The organism is Stenotrophomonas sp. 116085_Sma, from assembly GCF_056479585.1.
In genome coordinates this window covers 3,421,337-3,437,093 of record NZ_CM151057.1, presented here as the reverse complement: position 1 = coordinate 3,437,093, position 15,757 = coordinate 3,421,337, and the positions used below count along the sequence as shown (strand labels likewise).

The 15,757-nt window shown below is 67.0% G+C and carries 15 protein-coding genes; 8 read left to right on the top strand and 7 right to left on the bottom strand.

Features of this window, described 5'->3' with window-relative positions:
• The first annotated feature begins 8 nt into the window (after positions 1-8).
• Positions 9-1,841, top strand: coding sequence for a multidrug efflux ABC transporter SmrA (smrA, locus tag ACZK0Z_RS16155; protein WP_049427698.1), 1,833 nt, complete (start codon positions 9-11; stop codon positions 1,839-1,841).
• Positions 1,842-1,961: 120 nt separating this feature from the next.
• On the top strand, positions 1,962-3,185 hold the full coding sequence (agp, locus tag ACZK0Z_RS16150) for a bifunctional glucose-1-phosphatase/inositol phosphatase (protein ID WP_197633222.1): 1,224 nt from the start codon (positions 1,962-1,964) through the stop codon (positions 3,183-3,185).
• A gap of 9 nt (positions 3,186-3,194) precedes the next feature.
• Here agp and ACZK0Z_RS16145 read toward each other — a convergent pair whose 3' ends face one another.
• Together ACZK0Z_RS16145 and ACZK0Z_RS16140 are read right to left on the bottom strand one after the other, a co-directional pair.
• The gene (locus ACZK0Z_RS16145) at positions 3,195-4,193 is read right to left on the bottom strand and encodes a polysaccharide lyase (protein ID WP_197633221.1); all 999 of its coding nucleotides are present in this window, start codon (positions 4,191-4,193) and stop codon (positions 3,195-3,197) included.
• 141 nt (positions 4,194-4,334) lie between these two features.
• Positions 4,335-6,143, bottom strand: a complete 1,809-nt coding sequence (locus ACZK0Z_RS16140; RefSeq protein ID WP_049427695.1) for a DUF885 domain-containing protein — start codon at positions 6,141-6,143, stop codon at positions 4,335-4,337.
• A 112-nt stretch (positions 6,144-6,255) separates the two neighbouring features.
• Here ACZK0Z_RS16140 and ACZK0Z_RS16135 point away from each other — a divergent pair, with 112 nt between their 5' ends.
• Both ACZK0Z_RS16135 and ACZK0Z_RS16130 read left to right on the top strand, forming a co-directional pair.
• Positions 6,256-6,612, top strand: coding sequence for a GFA family protein (locus ACZK0Z_RS16135; protein ID WP_049427693.1), 357 nt, complete (start codon positions 6,256-6,258; stop codon positions 6,610-6,612).
• A gap of 23 nt (positions 6,613-6,635) precedes the next feature.
• Positions 6,636-7,421, top strand: a complete 786-nt coding sequence (locus ACZK0Z_RS16130; RefSeq protein WP_197633220.1) for a DUF4349 domain-containing protein — start codon at positions 6,636-6,638, stop codon at positions 7,419-7,421.
• 31 nt (positions 7,422-7,452) lie between these two features.
• Here the strand turns inward: ACZK0Z_RS16130 and ACZK0Z_RS16125 are convergent, their stop codons facing one another.
• Positions 7,453-7,746, bottom strand: coding sequence for a hypothetical protein (locus tag ACZK0Z_RS16125; protein WP_005408721.1), 294 nt, complete (start codon positions 7,744-7,746; stop codon positions 7,453-7,455).
• Between the two features lie 68 nt (positions 7,747-7,814).
• The gene (locus tag ACZK0Z_RS16120; RefSeq protein ID WP_049427690.1) at positions 7,815-8,759 is read right to left on the bottom strand and encodes a LysR substrate-binding domain-containing protein; all 945 of its coding nucleotides are present in this window, start codon (positions 8,757-8,759) and stop codon (positions 7,815-7,817) included.
• A gap of 115 nt (positions 8,760-8,874) precedes the next feature.
• Here ACZK0Z_RS16120 and ACZK0Z_RS16115 point away from each other — a divergent pair, with 115 nt between their 5' ends.
• The gene (locus ACZK0Z_RS16115) at positions 8,875-9,747 is read left to right on the top strand and encodes a DMT family transporter (RefSeq protein ID WP_099560113.1); all 873 of its coding nucleotides are present in this window, start codon (positions 8,875-8,877) and stop codon (positions 9,745-9,747) included.
• Positions 9,748-10,340: 593 nt separating this feature from the next.
• Here the strand turns inward: ACZK0Z_RS16115 and ACZK0Z_RS16110 are convergent.
• Complete coding sequence (locus tag ACZK0Z_RS16110) at positions 10,341-11,243, bottom strand: peptidylprolyl isomerase (RefSeq protein ID WP_197633219.1); 903 nt, start codon at positions 11,241-11,243, stop codon at positions 10,341-10,343.
• Positions 11,244-11,379: 136 nt separating this feature from the next.
• Here ACZK0Z_RS16110 and ACZK0Z_RS16105 point away from each other — a divergent pair, with 136 nt between their 5' ends.
• Both ACZK0Z_RS16105 and ACZK0Z_RS16100 read left to right on the top strand, forming a co-directional pair.
• On the top strand, positions 11,380-11,745 hold the full coding sequence (locus ACZK0Z_RS16105; RefSeq protein WP_197633218.1) for a helix-turn-helix transcriptional regulator: 366 nt from the start codon (positions 11,380-11,382) through the stop codon (positions 11,743-11,745).
• Positions 11,742-12,731: a sensor domain-containing protein gene (locus ACZK0Z_RS16100; protein WP_049426666.1), complete on the top strand. Its 990-nt coding sequence runs from the start codon at positions 11,742-11,744 to the stop codon at positions 12,729-12,731. The genes ACZK0Z_RS16105 and ACZK0Z_RS16100 overlap by 4 nt, the downstream gene beginning before the upstream one ends.
• Before the next feature lie 120 nt (positions 12,732-12,851).
• Here ACZK0Z_RS16100 and ACZK0Z_RS16095 read toward each other — a convergent pair whose 3' ends face one another.
• Positions 12,852-14,159 (bottom strand): polyhydroxyalkanoate depolymerase, encoded by a 1,308-nt coding sequence (locus tag ACZK0Z_RS16095; protein WP_197633217.1) that lies wholly within the window; start codon positions 14,157-14,159, stop codon positions 12,852-12,854.
• A gap of 93 nt (positions 14,160-14,252) precedes the next feature.
• The gene (locus ACZK0Z_RS16090) at positions 14,253-14,843 is read right to left on the bottom strand and encodes a class I SAM-dependent DNA methyltransferase (protein ID WP_197633216.1); all 591 of its coding nucleotides are present in this window, start codon (positions 14,841-14,843) and stop codon (positions 14,253-14,255) included.
• A 149-nt stretch (positions 14,844-14,992) separates the two neighbouring features.
• Between ACZK0Z_RS16090 and ACZK0Z_RS16085 the strand changes: the two genes are divergently transcribed.
• Positions 14,993-15,448 carry a CopD family protein gene (locus tag ACZK0Z_RS16085; RefSeq protein ID WP_049426663.1) on the top strand — a complete coding sequence of 152 codons (456 nt, stop codon included), beginning with the start codon at positions 14,993-14,995 and terminating at the stop codon, positions 15,446-15,448.
• Positions 15,449-15,757 lie beyond the last annotated feature (309 nt).

Here is a 15,757-nt window from a genome sequence, read left to right as displayed (position 1 = left end):
GGAATGCAATGTTCCGTTGGTTTGAATCCCTGATTCCGGTGTTCCCGCCCGTGGACGGGCGCATGCCACCACGCAAGGTGCTGCCGTTCTACCTGCACTACCTGCGCCCGGTGTGGCCGGTGCTGCTGGCCACGCTCATCGCCGGCCTGCTGCTGGCGCTGGTGGAAGTGGCGATGTTTGATTACCTGGGCCGCATCGTCGACATGGTCGCCGAGCAGCCGGGCGCCGACTTCTTCAAGCGCCACGCCAATGAACTGGGCTGGATGCTGTTCATCACGGTCATCGCGCGGCCGATCCTGGTCGGCCTGCACAACCTGCTGGTCAACCAGGCCATCGTGCCCGGCCTGAGCAACCGCTCGCGCTGGCTGATGCACAACTACGTGGTGCGGCAGAGCCTGAGCTTCTTCCAGAACGACTTTGCTGGCAGCGTCGCCAACCGGGTGATGCAGACCGGTACCTCGCTGCGCGAGTCGGCGGTGCAGATGGTCGATTCGCTCTGGTACATCGTGGTCTATACCGGCACCGCGCTGTACCTGTTCGCGCAGGCCGACTGGCGGCTGATGGTGCCGCTGATCCTGTGGCTGCTGGCCTATGCGGTGATCCTGTTCTACTTCGTGCCGCGCGCGAAGGAACGGGCGTGGATCGCGTCGGAGGCGCGTTCCAAGGCCATGGGCCGCATCGTCGATGGCTACACCAACATCCCCACGCTGAAGCTGTTTGCCCATGGCGGGCGCGAGCAGGCCTACGTGGCAGAGTCGATCCAGGAGCTGGCGGTCAAGCACCGCGCACAGACCCGCATCACCACCGGCATGGACCTGACCATCGCCATCGTCAACGGCTTTCTGATCGCCGGTACCTGCGGTCTGGCGCTGTGGCTGTGGAACGGTGGCCACATCACCGTCGGCGCGATCACCCTGGCCACCGGCCTGGTGATCCGCATCCACAACATGTCCGGCTGGATCATGTGGACCATCAACGGCATCTTCGAGGACATCGGCACGGTGCAGGATGGCATCACCACCATCGCCCAGCCGCTGACCGTGCAGGACCGCGACGATGCGGTGCCGCTGCAGGTGACCCGGGGCGGCGTGCACTTCCAGGACATCCACTTCCACTACGGCAAGAAGGGTGGCGTGATCGCCGGCCTGGACCTGGTGGTGAAGCCAGGCGAGAAGATCGGCCTGGTCGGTCCGTCCGGTGCCGGCAAGTCGACCCTGGTCAACGTGCTGCTGCGCCTGTACGACCTGGAAAGCGGCCGCATCCTGATCGACGACCAGGACATTGCCTACGTTACGCAGGAAAGCCTGCGCCAGCAGATTGGCGTGGTCACCCAGGACACCTCGCTGCTGCATCGCTCGATCCGCGACAACCTGCTGTACGGCCGTCCGGATGCGACCGACGAGCAACTGCACGCAGCCGTGGCCAAGGCGCGAGCGGCCAGCTTCATCGACACACTTGTGGATGGGCAGGGCCGTCGCGGCTACGACGCGCATGTCGGCGAGCGCGGCGTGAAGCTGTCCGGTGGCCAGCGCCAGCGCATCGCCATTGCCCGCGTACTGCTGAAGGACGCACCGATCCTGGTGCTGGACGAAGCGACCTCGGCGCTGGATTCGGAAGTGGAAGCGGCCATCCAGGACAGCCTGGACGAACTGATGGGTGGCAAGACGGTGATCGCGATCGCGCACCGGCTGTCGACCATCGCGCGCATGGACCGGCTGGTAGTGATGGACGAGGGCCGCATCGTCGAGACCGGCACCCATGCGGAACTGATTGCGGCTGGTGGACTGTACGCGCGGTTGTGGGCGCGGCAGACCGGTGGTTTCGTGGCCGCCGATCAATGACCGCTGCGGGGGTCAGAGCCTTCTCTGCGAGAGGGATCCGACCCCGGTCCTGTATCCCTTGGGGTCGGATCCCTTTCCGAAGGAATGGGCTCTGACCCCAGCGTGCTTCTGGAGACCTGCATGATCCTCCCCCTACGCTCCCTGTTGCTGGCGCTCGCGCTGGGCATGAGCACTGCGACCGCGATGGCCGCACCCGCCGCAGACGAGCAGCTTGAGCAGGTCATCCTGCTCAGCCGCCACAACCTGCGCGCGCCGGTGGTGGCCTCCGGCGCGCTCGCCAACGCGACACCCGAGACCTGGCCGCGCTGGGAGGTGGCACCGGGCGAGCTGACCACCAAGGGCGGCGTGCTGGAGGCATACATGGGCCGTTACATCGGCCAGTGGCTGCGCCAGGCTCAGCTGTTGCGGGCCTCGGGTTGCCCGCAGCCGGCTGACTTCCGCGCCCATGCCAACAGCTTGCAGCGTACCCAGGCCACCGCACAGTTCTTCGTTGCCGGTGCCTTCCCGGGCTGCCACGTTGCGATCGAGCAGCGCATGCCGCTGGGCACGATGGATCCCTTGTTCAATCCGGTGATCCACAACAGAGACACGGTCTTCCGCGAGCGCGCGCTGTCGGCAATGCAGCAAGCGCTGACCGACGTGGACCTGGCGCCGGCACTGGCGGTGGTGGAGGCGGTCACCCGCTACCCGGAGTCGGCGGCGTGTACCGGCCGCGGCGACTGCCATCTGACGCTGGCCGATACCACCTTCAGTGCGGAGCCGGGCAAGGAGCCGCGCGCGACCGGATCGCTGGCGCTGGCAAGTGGCGTGGTCGACGCGCTGCTGATGGAGCACTACGAGGCACGCGACGCCGCCGCCGAAGGCTGGGGCCGGTTGAACACCGAGGGCCAATGGCAGGCGTTGGCGCAGATCCGCAATCGCTACCAGGACATCCTGTTCGGCACACCCGGGGTGGCGCGTGATGTGGCCGCGCCACTGTTGGAGCAGGTAGGTACGCTGTTGAACGATCCGGCGTCACCGAAGGTGGCCCTGCTGGTCGGTCATGACTCCAACATCGGCTCGGTGCTGGCGGCGCTGGGCATCACCGACTACACACTGCCAGATCAGTACGAGAAGACGCCGATCGGTGGCCTGCTGCAGTTCGAGCGCTGGCGTGACCGCCGCAGCGGCAGGGAGCGGATCCGCCTGGCCTACGTCTACCCGACCACCGTACAGCTGCGTGACGCACAGCCGCTGACCGAGGCGCAGCCGCCGGGCCGTGTTGCGTTGCGGGTGCCGGGCTGCGCGGCGCAGGGCTGCACCGCCGCGGAGTTCCAGCGCCTGCTGCAACCGGCGGCCCACTGAGGTGCGCGACTAGCGTAGGGGCGCGCGCACGATGCCGTGCGTGGCCATCAGGGTCAGGTCGCCGCCCAATCGCGGCGAGTGGAATGGCCCACGTGCGTGTGCGGCTTCGAACAGGCCGCCATCGGGCGAGCGCAGTCGATAGAACTCGACCCAGCCGCTGGCCTGCAGCGGCAGCTGTGCCACGCCGGTCTGCTGGTTGAACCACGCCGGGTCCTTGCTGCCCTCGATGACGCGTCGCGCCAGGCGATCGATGGCGTGGTCGCGGCTGGCGTACCAGTCCTGGCCGCGCAGCCGCGCCAGCTCGGCCATCATCACCAGCGGCGCCAGCGCGTAGTCGTGATAGTGCAGGGTACGCTGCCCGCGCGCCATTTCCAGCGGCAGGCTGCCGTCGTCCTGGATGTCATCGACGCCCTTCTGGAAGGCGGCATGACCGGCCTGCCAGAGGGCCTGGTCATCGGTGGCCAGGCCGGTAGCCAGCACGCCCAGACCGCCCCAGTAGTAGTGGTTGTTGCGGCGCCGTTTCGGGTTGTCCCAGTAGGTCAGATTGGCGCGTGCCAGCTGCTGCAGCCACGGATCGATGCGCGCGCGCTGCTGCGGGTCGGCCTGGTCATGCACTTTCAGGTAGGTCATGGCCACCGCATCGAGCATCCACTGCCGCATGTAGAACGACTGGTCGTTGTTGACCCGGATCATCTGCCCGAGCATCGCGCCGTCCTTCGCCCAAGCGCCGAGCCAGGCCAGCGTGCACTGCGCAGCGGCGCGATCACCATCGCGCAGGTAGTCGTCACTCATGCGCGCCACGTCGGCGGCATAGCGGTCCAGCGACGCGGTGGCGTCATGATTCTGCTGTTGAAGCGCCGGGTCGATCACCGAGCCGGCCTTGTCGGTGTAGTAGCCCAAGGCGCGGATGTCGGGCTGGCCGGGCGGTGGTGGAGGGCAGGTGGCGAAGGCACAGGCGCTGGCCAGCAGCGTGGGCAGCAGTGCAAGACGGAACAGGGGGAGAGACATGGAGGCCGGTGGAAGGGGGAACCCGGCGAACGATGCGCCCGTGCATGTTGCCGGTGCGTGATGCAGGCGCGGCTCCTGCCACCGCATGCAGAAACGGCCCGGGTCTGCCCGGGCCGTTCCGATTCCAACCTACATCCCCGATCACTCGATCGGCTGGTCCAACATCAGCTGGCGGGCGAAGCGCACCGGCGGCGCGCCGTAGGACAGCACCTGGTCGTGGTAGGCCTTCAGGTTGAACTTGTCGCCCAGCTTCTCCTGCACCGCCTTGCGGGTGTCGAAGTGCTCCTGCGCGCCGACGAAGTAGGTCGGCAGCTGCGCCGAGGTCAGCTGTGCACGCACCCACTTGCCGGCCGCCTCGCTTTCCTGCTGGAACGCGTCGTGGGTCATCAGGTGCATCGCCTTTTCGCGATCCCAGTTGTCCACGTGCACGCCCTGGTCGAGGATCGCGTTGGAGATCGTGCGCAGGTAGAACTTCAGCTGCACCAGGTGGAACAGCGGATCGTTGTTGAGGTAACCCTGCTCCTGCATCATGCGCTCGGTGTAGACCGCCCAGCCTTCGGCGAACAGGCCCGAACGCAGCACCGCACGCAGGGTGGAGGGGAACTTGGCCGAGTGCCAGCCTTCCAGGTAGTGGCCCGGGGTGCCTTCGTGGATGCTGAGCAGGTGGATCATGCGCGAGTTGTATTCACGCAGGAACGAGTCGACCTGCTTCTCGTTCCAGTCGTCCGGAATCGGCGACACGGCGTAGAAGGTCTTCAGGTTCTTGTCCAGCGGGCCCGGCGAATCGCAGTAGGCCACGGCCACGCCACGCTGGAATTCCGGCATCAGGATGATGTCCACCGGCGCGTCGGGCAGGGTCACCAGGTCGTGCTCGCGCACGAAGGCGGTGGACTGCTCCAGCGCGGCCTTGGCATCGTCCACCACCTTGTCGCGTGCCGGCTTGTCGGCGTAGGCCAGTTCCAGCGCGGCCTCGATCGCCTTCTGCTGCTGCTCGTCGGTCGGCTGGGCCGGCATCTCCGGCGCACCCGGCTTGTCCTTCAGCACGGTCTGCGCGATGCCGTACATGTCTTCGCGCACGCGCTTGAGTTCGGCACGTGCACGCTCACCGATCTCCTGGCGCGACAGCGACGAGCTCAGCGCGAACTTCAGTTTCTGGTCGTACTTCTCCGCACCGATGCGGAAATCACCCTTGGCGTTCGGCACCAGGGTCTTGTCCAGCCATGTCTGCTGCTCGTCCACGGCCTTCTTCAGCCCGTCGATGGCAGCCTGCAGGCGCTGCTGGTCGGCCTGCGGCAGTTCGCCGATGTGCGGGGTGATGAAGGTATCGACGATGCTGAGGATGCCCTTGTTCTGCTTGGCAACGGTCTCGGCGTGGATCTTCGGCACGCGGGCCGGGTCCAGGTTCTCGCGGGCCTGGGCGAAGATCGCCGGCAGCTTTTCCATGCGCGCGGTAGCCGACTTCAGGCGCTCCGGCAGCGGCGCGAATTCGCGCGCCATCAGGCCGTAGATCGCGCTGCCGGCGATGCCGTTGTACAGCTGCGGGTCCCACTTGCCGGACTGCAGCACTTCGGCGTTCCAGATTTCCGACTGCAGCTGGTTACGCAGGATCGCCGCGTCCACCTGGTTCTCGCGGCCCAGCTTGGCCACCTCGATCTTGTCCAGCTCGCCCAGCAGCGCCTTGTAGGCGGCCACGGTCTTCTGCTGGCCGGCGGCGCTGAGGTCGTCCAGCTCGCTGTCGTAGCGGTGGTCGCCGATCTGGGTGGCGCTGACCGGGGACAGCTGCATCCAGGTATCCAGGGCGCGCTTGGACAGATCGGCGAAGGCCGCATCGACCGCCGCGTCACCGGCCTGCTGGCTGGCGGTCGGGGTGGAAGCGTTGGTCGGGGCGTCGGCCGGCTGGCAACCGGTCAGGGCGGCGACCAGGGCAAGGGCAAGAAGATGCGGGCGCATCGGCGTTCCTGTACGGGGTCAAACCCCGAGCATAGGGCCCCGGAGCTGCTTTGTCCCCGTGCCATAGGATTACCATGGGCGCAGACACGGACCCTCCAGCGGAGCACAGGACATGGAATACCAGGGAAGCTGCCATTGCGGCAGGATCGCATTCACCGTACAGGCCGAGGCGCCGATCAGCGACGTCATCGACTGCAACTGCTCGATGTGCCGCCGCCGTGGCAGCCTGCTGTGGTTCGCCCCGCGCGAGGCGTTCCAGCTGACCACCGATCCGGCCGACGTGGCCACCTACCACTTCAACAAGGCCCACATCGACCATCATCACTGCCGCGAATGTGGCGTCGCTCCCTACAGCGAAGCGGTCGACCCGCGCACCGGCACACCGATGGTGGCGGTGAACGTGCGCTGCGTGCCTGCAGTGGATCTGGCCACGCTGGCGGTGAGTTCCTACGACGGAGCCGCACTGTGAGGCCGGTGTGCGCGTGGACGCGCATGGCAGCAATGCCGGTGCTGTTGCTGGCGCTGGCAGGGTGCGGAAAGCATGGCGACGTCGCGGCCGATGCCGGAGGCGGTGCCGAAGCCGCCGTCGCTTCACCGGAAGGTGCATTCCTGGCCTACGAACATGACGTGCAAGTGCAGCTGGAGGCGGCGCAGATCGCACCGCGCATCCAGCAGATCGCTCAGGCCTGCCAGAGCGCGAAGTTCGGCGACTGTGCAGTGTTGCAGGTCGAGCAGCACGGCGGCGAGCAGCCCAGCGGTGAAGTGAAGGTGCGCATCGCCCCGAAGGGCACCGAGCCGCTGATCGCGATGGCCGGTGAAGGCGGCAAGCTGCAGTCCCGCAATACGCGTGCCGAGGATCTCGCGCAGGCGGTGGCCGACACGGCATTGACCAAAGCGCGGCTTGAAAAGGAGCACGCCCGCCTGCTGTCCTACCAGGACCGCAAGGACCTGAAGATCGAAGACCTGATGGCGATCACCACGCGCCTGTCAGAGATCGAGGCGGGTGTCGAGCAGGCCAACAAGGATGCTGCGCAGCAGCGCCGGCGTATCGATACCCAGCTGGTGTCGATCCACTTCGACACCACTTCGGGACAGCGCAGCCGCAGCGAAATCGGCGAGGCGCTGAGCGAGTCGGGCAGCATCCTCAGCACCAGCATCGCGTTCCTGATCCGCGCTGCGGCCGCACTGCTGCCGGTGGCGGTGCTGGCCTTGATCGCGGCCTGGGGTGTGCGGGCATGGTGGCGTCGCCGCCGTCGCAAGCTACCGCCCAACCGCTGAGATGAAGGCTGATGCCGGCCGTCAGCCGGCATCAGCCCTCGTCGGTCTCGTACTCGACGAACACATCCAGCTCCAGCGCCAGTTCCTGCACCGCATCGCGCACCTTCTGCGCGGTGCTTTCATTGCCGACTTCCACTTCCAGCTCGTGGATGCCCGGGCCGATGTCATCGGACAGCCCGGCCGAACTGGAATCGTCGTCGTCCATGTGCGGCATCAGGTCGTCGGTTTCCTCGACATGTTCAATGCCCTCCAGGCCGAGCAGCAGGTCGCTGATGGCGCGGGCGTCGTCTTCGGTTCCGGTGATGCGCAGTCGCAGCATGGCCATGGCATAGGTACGTTGTGGGTTCGCCAGCAGCCTAGCCAGCGCGAGGCAAAGAACGGGTGAGGGCGCAGTCAGGCCTGCGTCGCCGGCCGCCCGAGCAGGCTGTCCGGCAATGCCGGAATCGGCGTGCGCTCGTCCTGCGCCTGTTCCAGCAACCAGTCGATGAACAGGCGCGCGGCCGGGCTCGGCGGTTGCCCTTCTGCGTGCACCACGTGATAGGCATAGCGAGCCTTCAATGCCGGACCGGGCAGGCGCACCACCTCGTAGCGCTGCAGATAGGGCTGGGCGATGTGGGTGCGAGCCAGCACCGCGCCCATGCCATACACCGCTGCACGCATCGCGTCGGTGCTGTCGGCGAAGGTGTGCATCGGCGGCAGCGGCGACGGCGGGCGCACGCCGGCGTGGCGGAACCAGTCGCGCCAGCCCTGCGGCGACAGGTCGGTCAGCAGCGGTAGGTCGGCGATGCGCGCCGGATCGACCAGCGTTTCGACCCCGGCCAGTGCCGGTGAGGCTACCGGGAACAGGTAGTCGTCCATCAGGTGCTGCGCACGCAGGCCCGGCCACTGGCCCAGGCCGTAGCGAATGCCGACCTCCGGCCCAGTGTCGTCATAGCGATCCAGTCCGCTGCCGGTGTGCAGCTCGATGCGGATGTGCGGATGGGCCTGGGTGAAGCGGGGCAGCCGCGGCAACAGCCAGCAGTACGATAGCGAACGCAGCGTGGTGATCCGCAACGGCACGCTGTCCGCATCCGGGTGCAGATGATGGGCGACCGCGGCGACGTCGGTGAAGGCCGCGCTGGCCGCATCGGCCAGCTGCCGGCCCTCGGAGGTCAGGCGCACGCCGCGGGCGTGGCGCAGGAACAACCGGGTCTCCAGCACCTCTTCCAGGCGCCGCACGTGGTGGCTGACTGCGCTGGCGGTCAGGTGCAGTTCCTGCGCGGCCTGGGCGAAGTTCTGGTGGCGGGCGGCGACCGCGAAGACGGCCAGTGCGGGGAGCAGGGAAGGGCGTAGCTGCATGTCCAGCCTCAAACGATATTTGTGGCTGGCAGCGATACTACGCGCTTGTGCCGCGGGCGTCTGCGCCCGATCCTGTCCGCCTTGGCGAGGAATTGACGATGGACGGAGGCATAGCATGAATGCGGTCCCACAGGCGGTCGAGCGCGACTGGCGCACACCGCTGGAGTTGACCCTGCTGGGCGCCATCTGGGGCTGCTCGTTCCTGTTCATGCGGGTGGCGGTGCCGTCGTTCGGCCCGTTCGCGCTGGTCGAGGTGCGGCTGGTGCTGGGGGCGCTGGTGCTGCTGCCGTTCCTGTGGCGCGCCCGCGCGCAGTTCCCGCCGCGGCGCTGGCTATGGCTGGCACCGATCGGCCTGATCAATTCGGCGCTGCCGTTCGTGCTGTTTGCCTATGCCGCCGAGCAGGCGCCGGCCGCGATCGGTGCGATCTGCAATGCGATGACCGTGCTGTTCGCCGCGCTGATCGCCTTCCTGTTCTTCGGCGAGAAGATCGGCATGCGCCGCGCCGGTGCCTTGCTGGTTGGTTTCGCCGGCGTGGTGGTGCTGGCCACCGCCAAGGTTTCCGGCCTGAGTATTGGTACCGCAGTGATCGCCGGCGCTGCGGCGTCGTTGCTGTACGGGCTGGGCGTCAATCTGGTGAAGCGCCACATGACCGGGCTGCCATCGGCCGCGGCGGCGGCAGCCACGCTGTCGTGTGCCTCGCTGTGGATGCTGCCGATGGCGGTGACGCACTGGCCACAGGCCGCCATTCCGCTGAAGGCCTGGGGTGCAGCGATCGCCTTGGGCGTGGCCTGCACCGGCCTGGCATTCCTGATGTTCTATCGCCTGATTGGCCGCATCGGCCCGTCGCGTGCGTCGACGGTGACCTACCTGATTCCGCTGTTCGGCGCGGCGTTTGCGTGGTTGTTCCTTGGGGAGGCGGTGACGGTACAGATGTTGGTGGCGGGGGCTTTGATTCTGGGGAGCGTGGCGGTGAGTCAGAAGGGCTGAGGCGTTGGCGTTTTGCGCGTGGCGCGTGCTGAAGGTGCTTCATTTTTCATGGGCGTCACTTTTCTTTTCGCGCGAAAAGAAAAATAACCAAAAGAAACGCGCCGCCAGGTCGTGAGCCGCCGCGCTTCGCACGTCGGTCCCCTGCGCTTCTCGGTGAATCAGGGGACGGTGTGCAGAGGTCAGCCGACTAACAGTCGGCTCTACAAGACATCGGCACCTCTTCGCCCCTGATTCCCCTGCGATGCTCGGCTCACTCAAGGCGGACCCAAGGTCAAGAGCCACAGCTGCACGACGATGCTTGGTAGTGCCGGGCCGGGCCCGGCGAGCGAAGCGAGCGCTTCTGCCTTTGATCTTGGATCCGCCTTGAGCGAGCCGAGCACCGCAGGTCCGGCGAGGGCGAAGAGGCGCGGGTGTCTGAGCGCAGCGAGTTCCCGCGCCGTCCCTCGACGGGCCGAGGAGCGCAGGGCACCGGTGCGTAGCACCGGCTCGCGGCCGGCGGAACGTTTCTTTTGGTTACTTTTCTTTGCGTACAAAGAAAAGTAACGCCCATGAACAGTGAAGCACCTTCAGCACGCGCCACGCGCAGGAAACCATCAGCGCACCGGCACCGGAATATTGCAAAGATCGATATGCCCCGCCGGGCGCTTGTAGAAATCATCCACGCGATTGCGCCGCGCCTCCACCGTATCGGCGAAGGTCTTCGAATCGGTACGCAGCACCTGGATCGGCGTGCGCTCGGCCACCGGCACATCGCTGGCACGGCGGATCGACACGATCGGCGTGCGCAGCGTCGGGTCGGTGTAGAAGCCCATCGGCGCCGGTCCGCGCGGCGTCGCGCTGAGCAGTTCCATGCCCTTCAGCACGCGACCCACCAGCGTGATGTTGCGGTCCAGCTGACGCGGTGACTGGCCGGTCACTACATAGAGTTCGGCGCCGATGCTGCTGTCTTCCTCGTTGCTGCGGCCGGCGCCGAGCATCCCGTAGCAGTGCGCCAGCCAGGCCTTGCCGGCCTGCGGGTCCTGGCCGACCGGGAAGCCGTCGACGAAACCGGTCTGTGCCGCCCAGCCGTCGCGATCCGGCAGCACGCTGACGTTCAGGCCAGCGCTGGCGCGCTCGAACTCGGCCGGCAGCTTGCGCGCGGCGCTGCCGAACGGCTTGGCCTTGGCCGCGTCATCGGCGTCGGCGTCGCCGAACTGCACCACGAAGTTGTCCTGCGAGCGGTAGATGCTGGTGCCGTCCCAGAAGTGCTCATGCGCGAAGGTCTGGATGTTGGCCACGTGCCGCGGGGCGAACTGCGGCGCCAGCTCGATGATCACCCGCCCGGCAGGCAGGTCCATGTAGAGCAGGTTGGCCGGGTCCGGGGTGCGCCAGTCGCTGGCGGCCGAGGCGTCGAGGATCTGCTGCGGGCTGCGGTACGGGGTGGCCGCGCTGGCCAGCGAGGGCAGCAGGCAGGCCAGGGCGACGGCGGTCAGGGCAAGGCGACGACGGTGCGGCATGGGAACCCCGGAACATGAACGAGGGTTCGATTCTGCGTGAGCGCACCGGTCTCGCCAACCGGCACGATGACTAACGACACATTCGCTATACCGAACTTCGCACTACTGTGGACTCCAACGTAGTGGAGGGCCGGCCATGTCCGAGGACGATGTCCACCTGAAGAAGTTCCAGAAGGAGCTCAGCGCCGGAACCGTGTCGCTGGCCCTGCTGGCGGTGCTGGCCCGGGCCGGGGAGCCGCTGTACGGCTACCTGATCGCCAAGGAGCTGGAGCGCGTGGGCGAGGGCGTGCTGAGCGGCAAGCAGAGCGCGCTGTACCCGGTGCTGCGCAACCTGGAGAGCGCCGGGCTGCTGGAAAGCCATGTGGAGCCGTCCAGCAGCGGGCCGCCGCGACGCTACTACCGCATCAACGAACGTGGCTGCGAGGTGCTGGCGCAGTGGCGCCAGGCCTGGCAGGCCACCCGCGATTCCGTCGATTCCGTGTTGGAGGGGGTACCGCAATGAACGACCCGAACCTGGCAGGCCGCGCCCTGCCGACCACCATCCCGCAGTACCTGGCGCAGCTGCGCGCGGCGCTGGAAGACGCCGACCCGGCGATGGTGCAGGACGCGCTGTACGACGCCGAGGAGTACCTGCGCTCGGAGCTGGCCGCGCAGCCCGGTCGCAGCGAGGCCGAGGTGATCGCCGACGTGGCCGGAAGCTACGGCGCGCCGGACGAAGTGGCCGAGATCTACCGCGAGACCGAAGTGACGGTGAACCGCGCGCTGCGTACGCCGCGTGCGGATACCGCGCCGGTACTGCGTGCGGCGGCCGAAGCCAGTGGCGTCGAGCCGGCCGCACCGCCGCCGGCGCCGGTGCAACGCTCGCTGCTGGCGCGCTTCTTTGGCGTGGTGGCCGATCCGCATACCTACGGTGCGCTGTTCTACATGCTGCTGTCGCTGGCCACCGGCATCTTCTTCTTCACCTGGGTGGTGACCGGCCTGTCGCTGTCGCTGGGCCTGCTGATCCTGATCGTGGGCATTCCGCTGACCGTGCTGTTCTTCGGCTCGGTGCGCGGGCTGGCGCTGCTGGAAGGGCGGCTGGTGGAAGCGCTGCTGGGCGAGCGCATGCCGCGCCGTCCGCGTTACACCGACCGCAGCCGCAGCTGGCTGCAGCGCATCGGCGACATGTTCACCGATGGCCGCACCTGGCTGACGCTGCTGTACTTCGTGCTGATGCTGCCGCTGGGCGTCATCTACTTCACCATTGCTGTGACGCTGCTGTCGCTGTCGCTGAGCCTGATCTGGGCGCCGGTCGCGGCGATCTTCAGTGGTGACATCCCCGGCGTGTACATCAACGACGTGAACGTGCTGCCGATGGCGGCCTCGCCGCTGGTGGCGATCGCGGTTGCTGCGGCGGGCGCGCTGCTGCTGCTGCTGACGATGCATCTGGCACGTGGCATCGGCAAGCTGCACGGGCTGATCGCCAAGAACCTGCTGGTGCGGTTGTAAGCAGGAGTCGGTGCCTTGGTAGGTGCCAACCTTGGTTGGCACGATCCATCAGACACCGGGATTCATGGTAGAGCGCCAACCAAGGTTGGCATCTACCAGGGCGTACCGACCAAGGTGGAATTACCCCGCCTTTCGCCGCAACGGGGTGACGTTGCTCTTCTTCTTCGTCGCCTTCGCCGCCGGTGCTTCGGCATGCGCGGCGAAGAAGTCGCGCACCTTCGGGTACACCACCTCGCGCCAGCGACGGCCGCTGAAGATGCCGTAGTGGCCGGCACCTTCGACGATGAAATGCTCACGGCGGTCCGCAGTGATGCCGGTGCACAGCGCCTGCGCGGCTTCGGTCTGGCCGAGGCCGGCGATGTCGTCCAGCTCGCCTTCGATGCTCAGCAGCGCGGTATCGCGGATCGCCGACGGATCGACCTTCTCGCCGTTGACCACCCACTCGCCACGCGGCAGCAGGAAGTCCTGGAACACCACGCGGATGGTATCGAGGTAGTACTTGGCGGGCATGTCCAGCACTGCGTTGTACTCGTCGTAGAAACGACGGTGCGCGTCGGCGTCTTCCAGGTCGCCCTTGACCAGGTCGGTGTAGAAATCCCAGTGCGAACTGAAGTGGCGGCTCGGGTTCATCGACAGAAAGCCGGCATGCTGCAGAAAGCCTGGATACACGCGACGGCCGGCGCCGGGATAGCTGGCCGGCACGGTGTGGATGACGTTGTTCTCGAACCACGACAGCGGGTTCTGCGTGGCCAGGTTGTTCACTGCGGTCGGGCTGCAGCGCGCATCGATCGGGCCACCCATCATCACCAGCGTGCGCGGCGTCGCTTCGCCACGGCTGGCCATCAGCGAAACCGCGGCCAGCACCGGTACGGTCGGCTGGCACACGCTCACCACGTGCAGGCGCTCCACGCCGAGGTGGCGGATGAATTCCTGGATGTAGGCGATGTAATCGTCCAGGCCGAATTCGCCTTCGCTGGCCGGCACCATGCGCGCATCCACCCAGTCGGTGACGTACACGCGGTGGTCGCGCAGCAGCGTGCGCACGGTATCGCGCAGCAGGGTGGCGTGGTGGCCGGACAGCGGCGCCACCACCAGCACGAACGGCTGGTTGAGCATGGTGTGCAGCTGGTCGGCTTCATTGCTGTGGCGCTTGAAGCGCAGCAGCTTGCAGAACGGCTTGCTCACTTCTTCGTGCACGACGATCGGCACGCGTTCGCCATCGACATCGATTTCGTTGATGCCCCATTCTGGCTTCTCGTAATCCTTGCCGATGCGATGGAACAACTCGTTGACCGCAGCCAGGCGATCGGCACCCGGCATCTGCGACCACCAGTGGCCCGGGTTGGTGAAGAACCTGGCGTTGGCCTGGGCCTGGTGCACCCAGGGGGCGAGCAGGTTGCGGGTCAGTTCGTGCAGTTGATAGAGCATGACGACCGGATATGTATGGTCATATGTTGCCGCGCAGCATATCCCATCCGGGTGTCCCGCAGGTTAAGTTGGCTGAAAATAATGAATCCGGATTCACATCCGTTCCAGCGCCGCCGCATCGCCTGCCAGGGCGGGGCCCAGCCAGCAGTGCGACCCCACCGGCTGCAGGCCGTGCCGCCCCAGCGTCCGGCGGTACCAGCGCGCCGGGCGGGCCTGGAAGCCCTCGTGGTCGCCGTCGAACTCGTCCTCGGCGGCAAAGGTCTCCAGGAAGGCCACACCGCCGGCCAGCTCGGCCACACCGGCCAGGCCGGCACGCAGCTCGCGATCGGGCACGTAGTGCATCACGTCCGAACACACCAGCAGGTCGACCGGGGCGCACGGCCGCAGCCAGGCGAAGTCGCCGAAGCCGGCCAGGTGCAGGTTGCGGGTGCGGCCGTAGCGGCGCACAGCGTACTCGCTGCTGTCGAAGCCGAGGTATTCGACCTTCGGACGCAGCTTCAGCAGCGGCGCGCGCCAGGCGCCTTCGCCGCAGCCGACGTCCAGCACGCTGCGGATCGGCCGTTCCAGGTAGTACTCGGCGCTGGCCACGGCCAGGGCCACCTTGCGCGCCAGGCGGGCGCTGCCGCCGATGTCGGCGCGGCGGTACCAGCGCTGGAAGTAGGCGGCGTCGTAGGTCTTGTCCATGCAGGCGTCGTGCGGTCGGGAAAACGGCGCCTATCGTACGGCGTTGCGGCGCGCCATGCGTCGATCCGTCGCGGCGGCGGCGCGCGGAGAGGGCCGGCCATGGCATGCGAGAATGGCCGCCCATCCACGCCAGCCGACGGAGCGAGCGCATGCAGAGCTACTATTGGGTCAAGACCTTCCACATCGTGTTCGTGGTGGCCTGGATGGCGACGGTGTTCTACCTGCCGCGCATCCTGGTGAACCTGGCCGAGACCGCAGGCCAACCTGCCGTGACCGAGCGCCTGCAGCTGATGGGGCTGCGCCTGTACCGCTTCGGTCATTCGATGTTCGGCCTGGCCTTCCTGCTGGGCCTGGTGTTGTGGCTGGGCTACAGGGTCATTCCGGATTTCCCGACCATGGTCGCGCCGGGCGGCGCCGGTTGGCTGCACGCCAAGCTGGGGCTGGTGGTGGTGCTGCTGGCGTACTTCATCTGGATCGGTCGCCTGCTGAAGGGCGTGGCCAAGGGCCGCGCGCTGCCGTCTTCGCGCGCGCTGCGCTGGATCAACGAGATCCCGTTGCTGGCGTTCATTCCGATCGTGTGGCTGGTGCTGGCCAAGCCGTTCTGACAGTCCATTATCCGTAGAGCCATGCTTGGCTCTACGGGTTCGCTTGATTCTTCGCCAAAGCAGAAGCATCCACGCATGGCGTGGATCTACTGGGTGCAGCTGTGGCTTTTGATGTTCAGGTCCGCCATGAGCGAGCCGAGCATCGCAGGTGAAACAGGGGCGAAGAGGCGCCGATGTCTGAGCGCAGCGAGTTCGGCGCCGTCCCCTGATTCACCGAGAAGCGCAGGGAACCGGTGCGTGGCACCGGCTCGCGTTCGGCGGCGTGTTCTTTGGTTACTTTCTTGCACGAGCAAGAAAGTAACAAGCCGA

Bases quoted from the DNA above. Each gene is read 5' to 3' on its own strand.
- ACZK0Z_RS16095 (WP_197633217.1), bottom strand. From the start codon at position 14,159: ATGCTCTATCAACTGCACGAACTGACCCGCAACCTGCTCGCCCCCTGG.
- ACZK0Z_RS16125 (WP_005408721.1), bottom strand. From the start codon at position 7,746: ATGGCCATGCTGCGACTGCGCATCACCGGAACCGAAGACGACGCCCGC.
- smrA (WP_049427698.1), top strand. From the start codon at position 9: ATGTTCCGTTGGTTTGAATCCCTGATTCCGGTGTTCCCGCCCGTGGAC.
- ACZK0Z_RS16135 (WP_049427693.1), top strand. From the start codon at position 6,256: ATGGAATACCAGGGAAGCTGCCATTGCGGCAGGATCGCATTCACCGTA.
- ACZK0Z_RS16085 (WP_049426663.1), top strand. From the start codon at position 14,993: ATGCAGAGCTACTATTGGGTCAAGACCTTCCACATCGTGTTCGTGGTG.
- ACZK0Z_RS16110 (WP_197633219.1), bottom strand. From the start codon at position 11,243: ATGCCGCACCGTCGTCGCCTTGCCCTGACCGCCGTCGCCCTGGCCTGC.
- ACZK0Z_RS16120 (WP_049427690.1), bottom strand. From the start codon at position 8,759: ATGCAGCTACGCCCTTCCCTGCTCCCCGCACTGGCCGTCTTCGCGGTC.
- ACZK0Z_RS16105 (WP_197633218.1), top strand. From the start codon at position 11,380: ATGTCCGAGGACGATGTCCACCTGAAGAAGTTCCAGAAGGAGCTCAGC.
- ACZK0Z_RS16130 (WP_197633220.1), top strand. From the start codon at position 6,636: ATGGCAGCAATGCCGGTGCTGTTGCTGGCGCTGGCAGGGTGCGGAAAG.
- ACZK0Z_RS16115 (WP_099560113.1), top strand. From the start codon at position 8,875: ATGAATGCGGTCCCACAGGCGGTCGAGCGCGACTGGCGCACACCGCTG.
- ACZK0Z_RS16145 (WP_197633221.1), bottom strand. From the start codon at position 4,193: ATGTCTCTCCCCCTGTTCCGTCTTGCACTGCTGCCCACGCTGCTGGCC.
- ACZK0Z_RS16090 (WP_197633216.1), bottom strand. From the start codon at position 14,843: ATGGACAAGACCTACGACGCCGCCTACTTCCAGCGCTGGTACCGCCGC.
- agp (WP_197633222.1), top strand. From the start codon at position 1,962: ATGATCCTCCCCCTACGCTCCCTGTTGCTGGCGCTCGCGCTGGGCATG.
- ACZK0Z_RS16140 (WP_049427695.1), bottom strand. From the start codon at position 6,143: ATGCGCCCGCATCTTCTTGCCCTTGCCCTGGTCGCCGCCCTGACCGGT.
- ACZK0Z_RS16100 (WP_049426666.1), top strand. From the start codon at position 11,742: ATGAACGACCCGAACCTGGCAGGCCGCGCCCTGCCGACCACCATCCCG.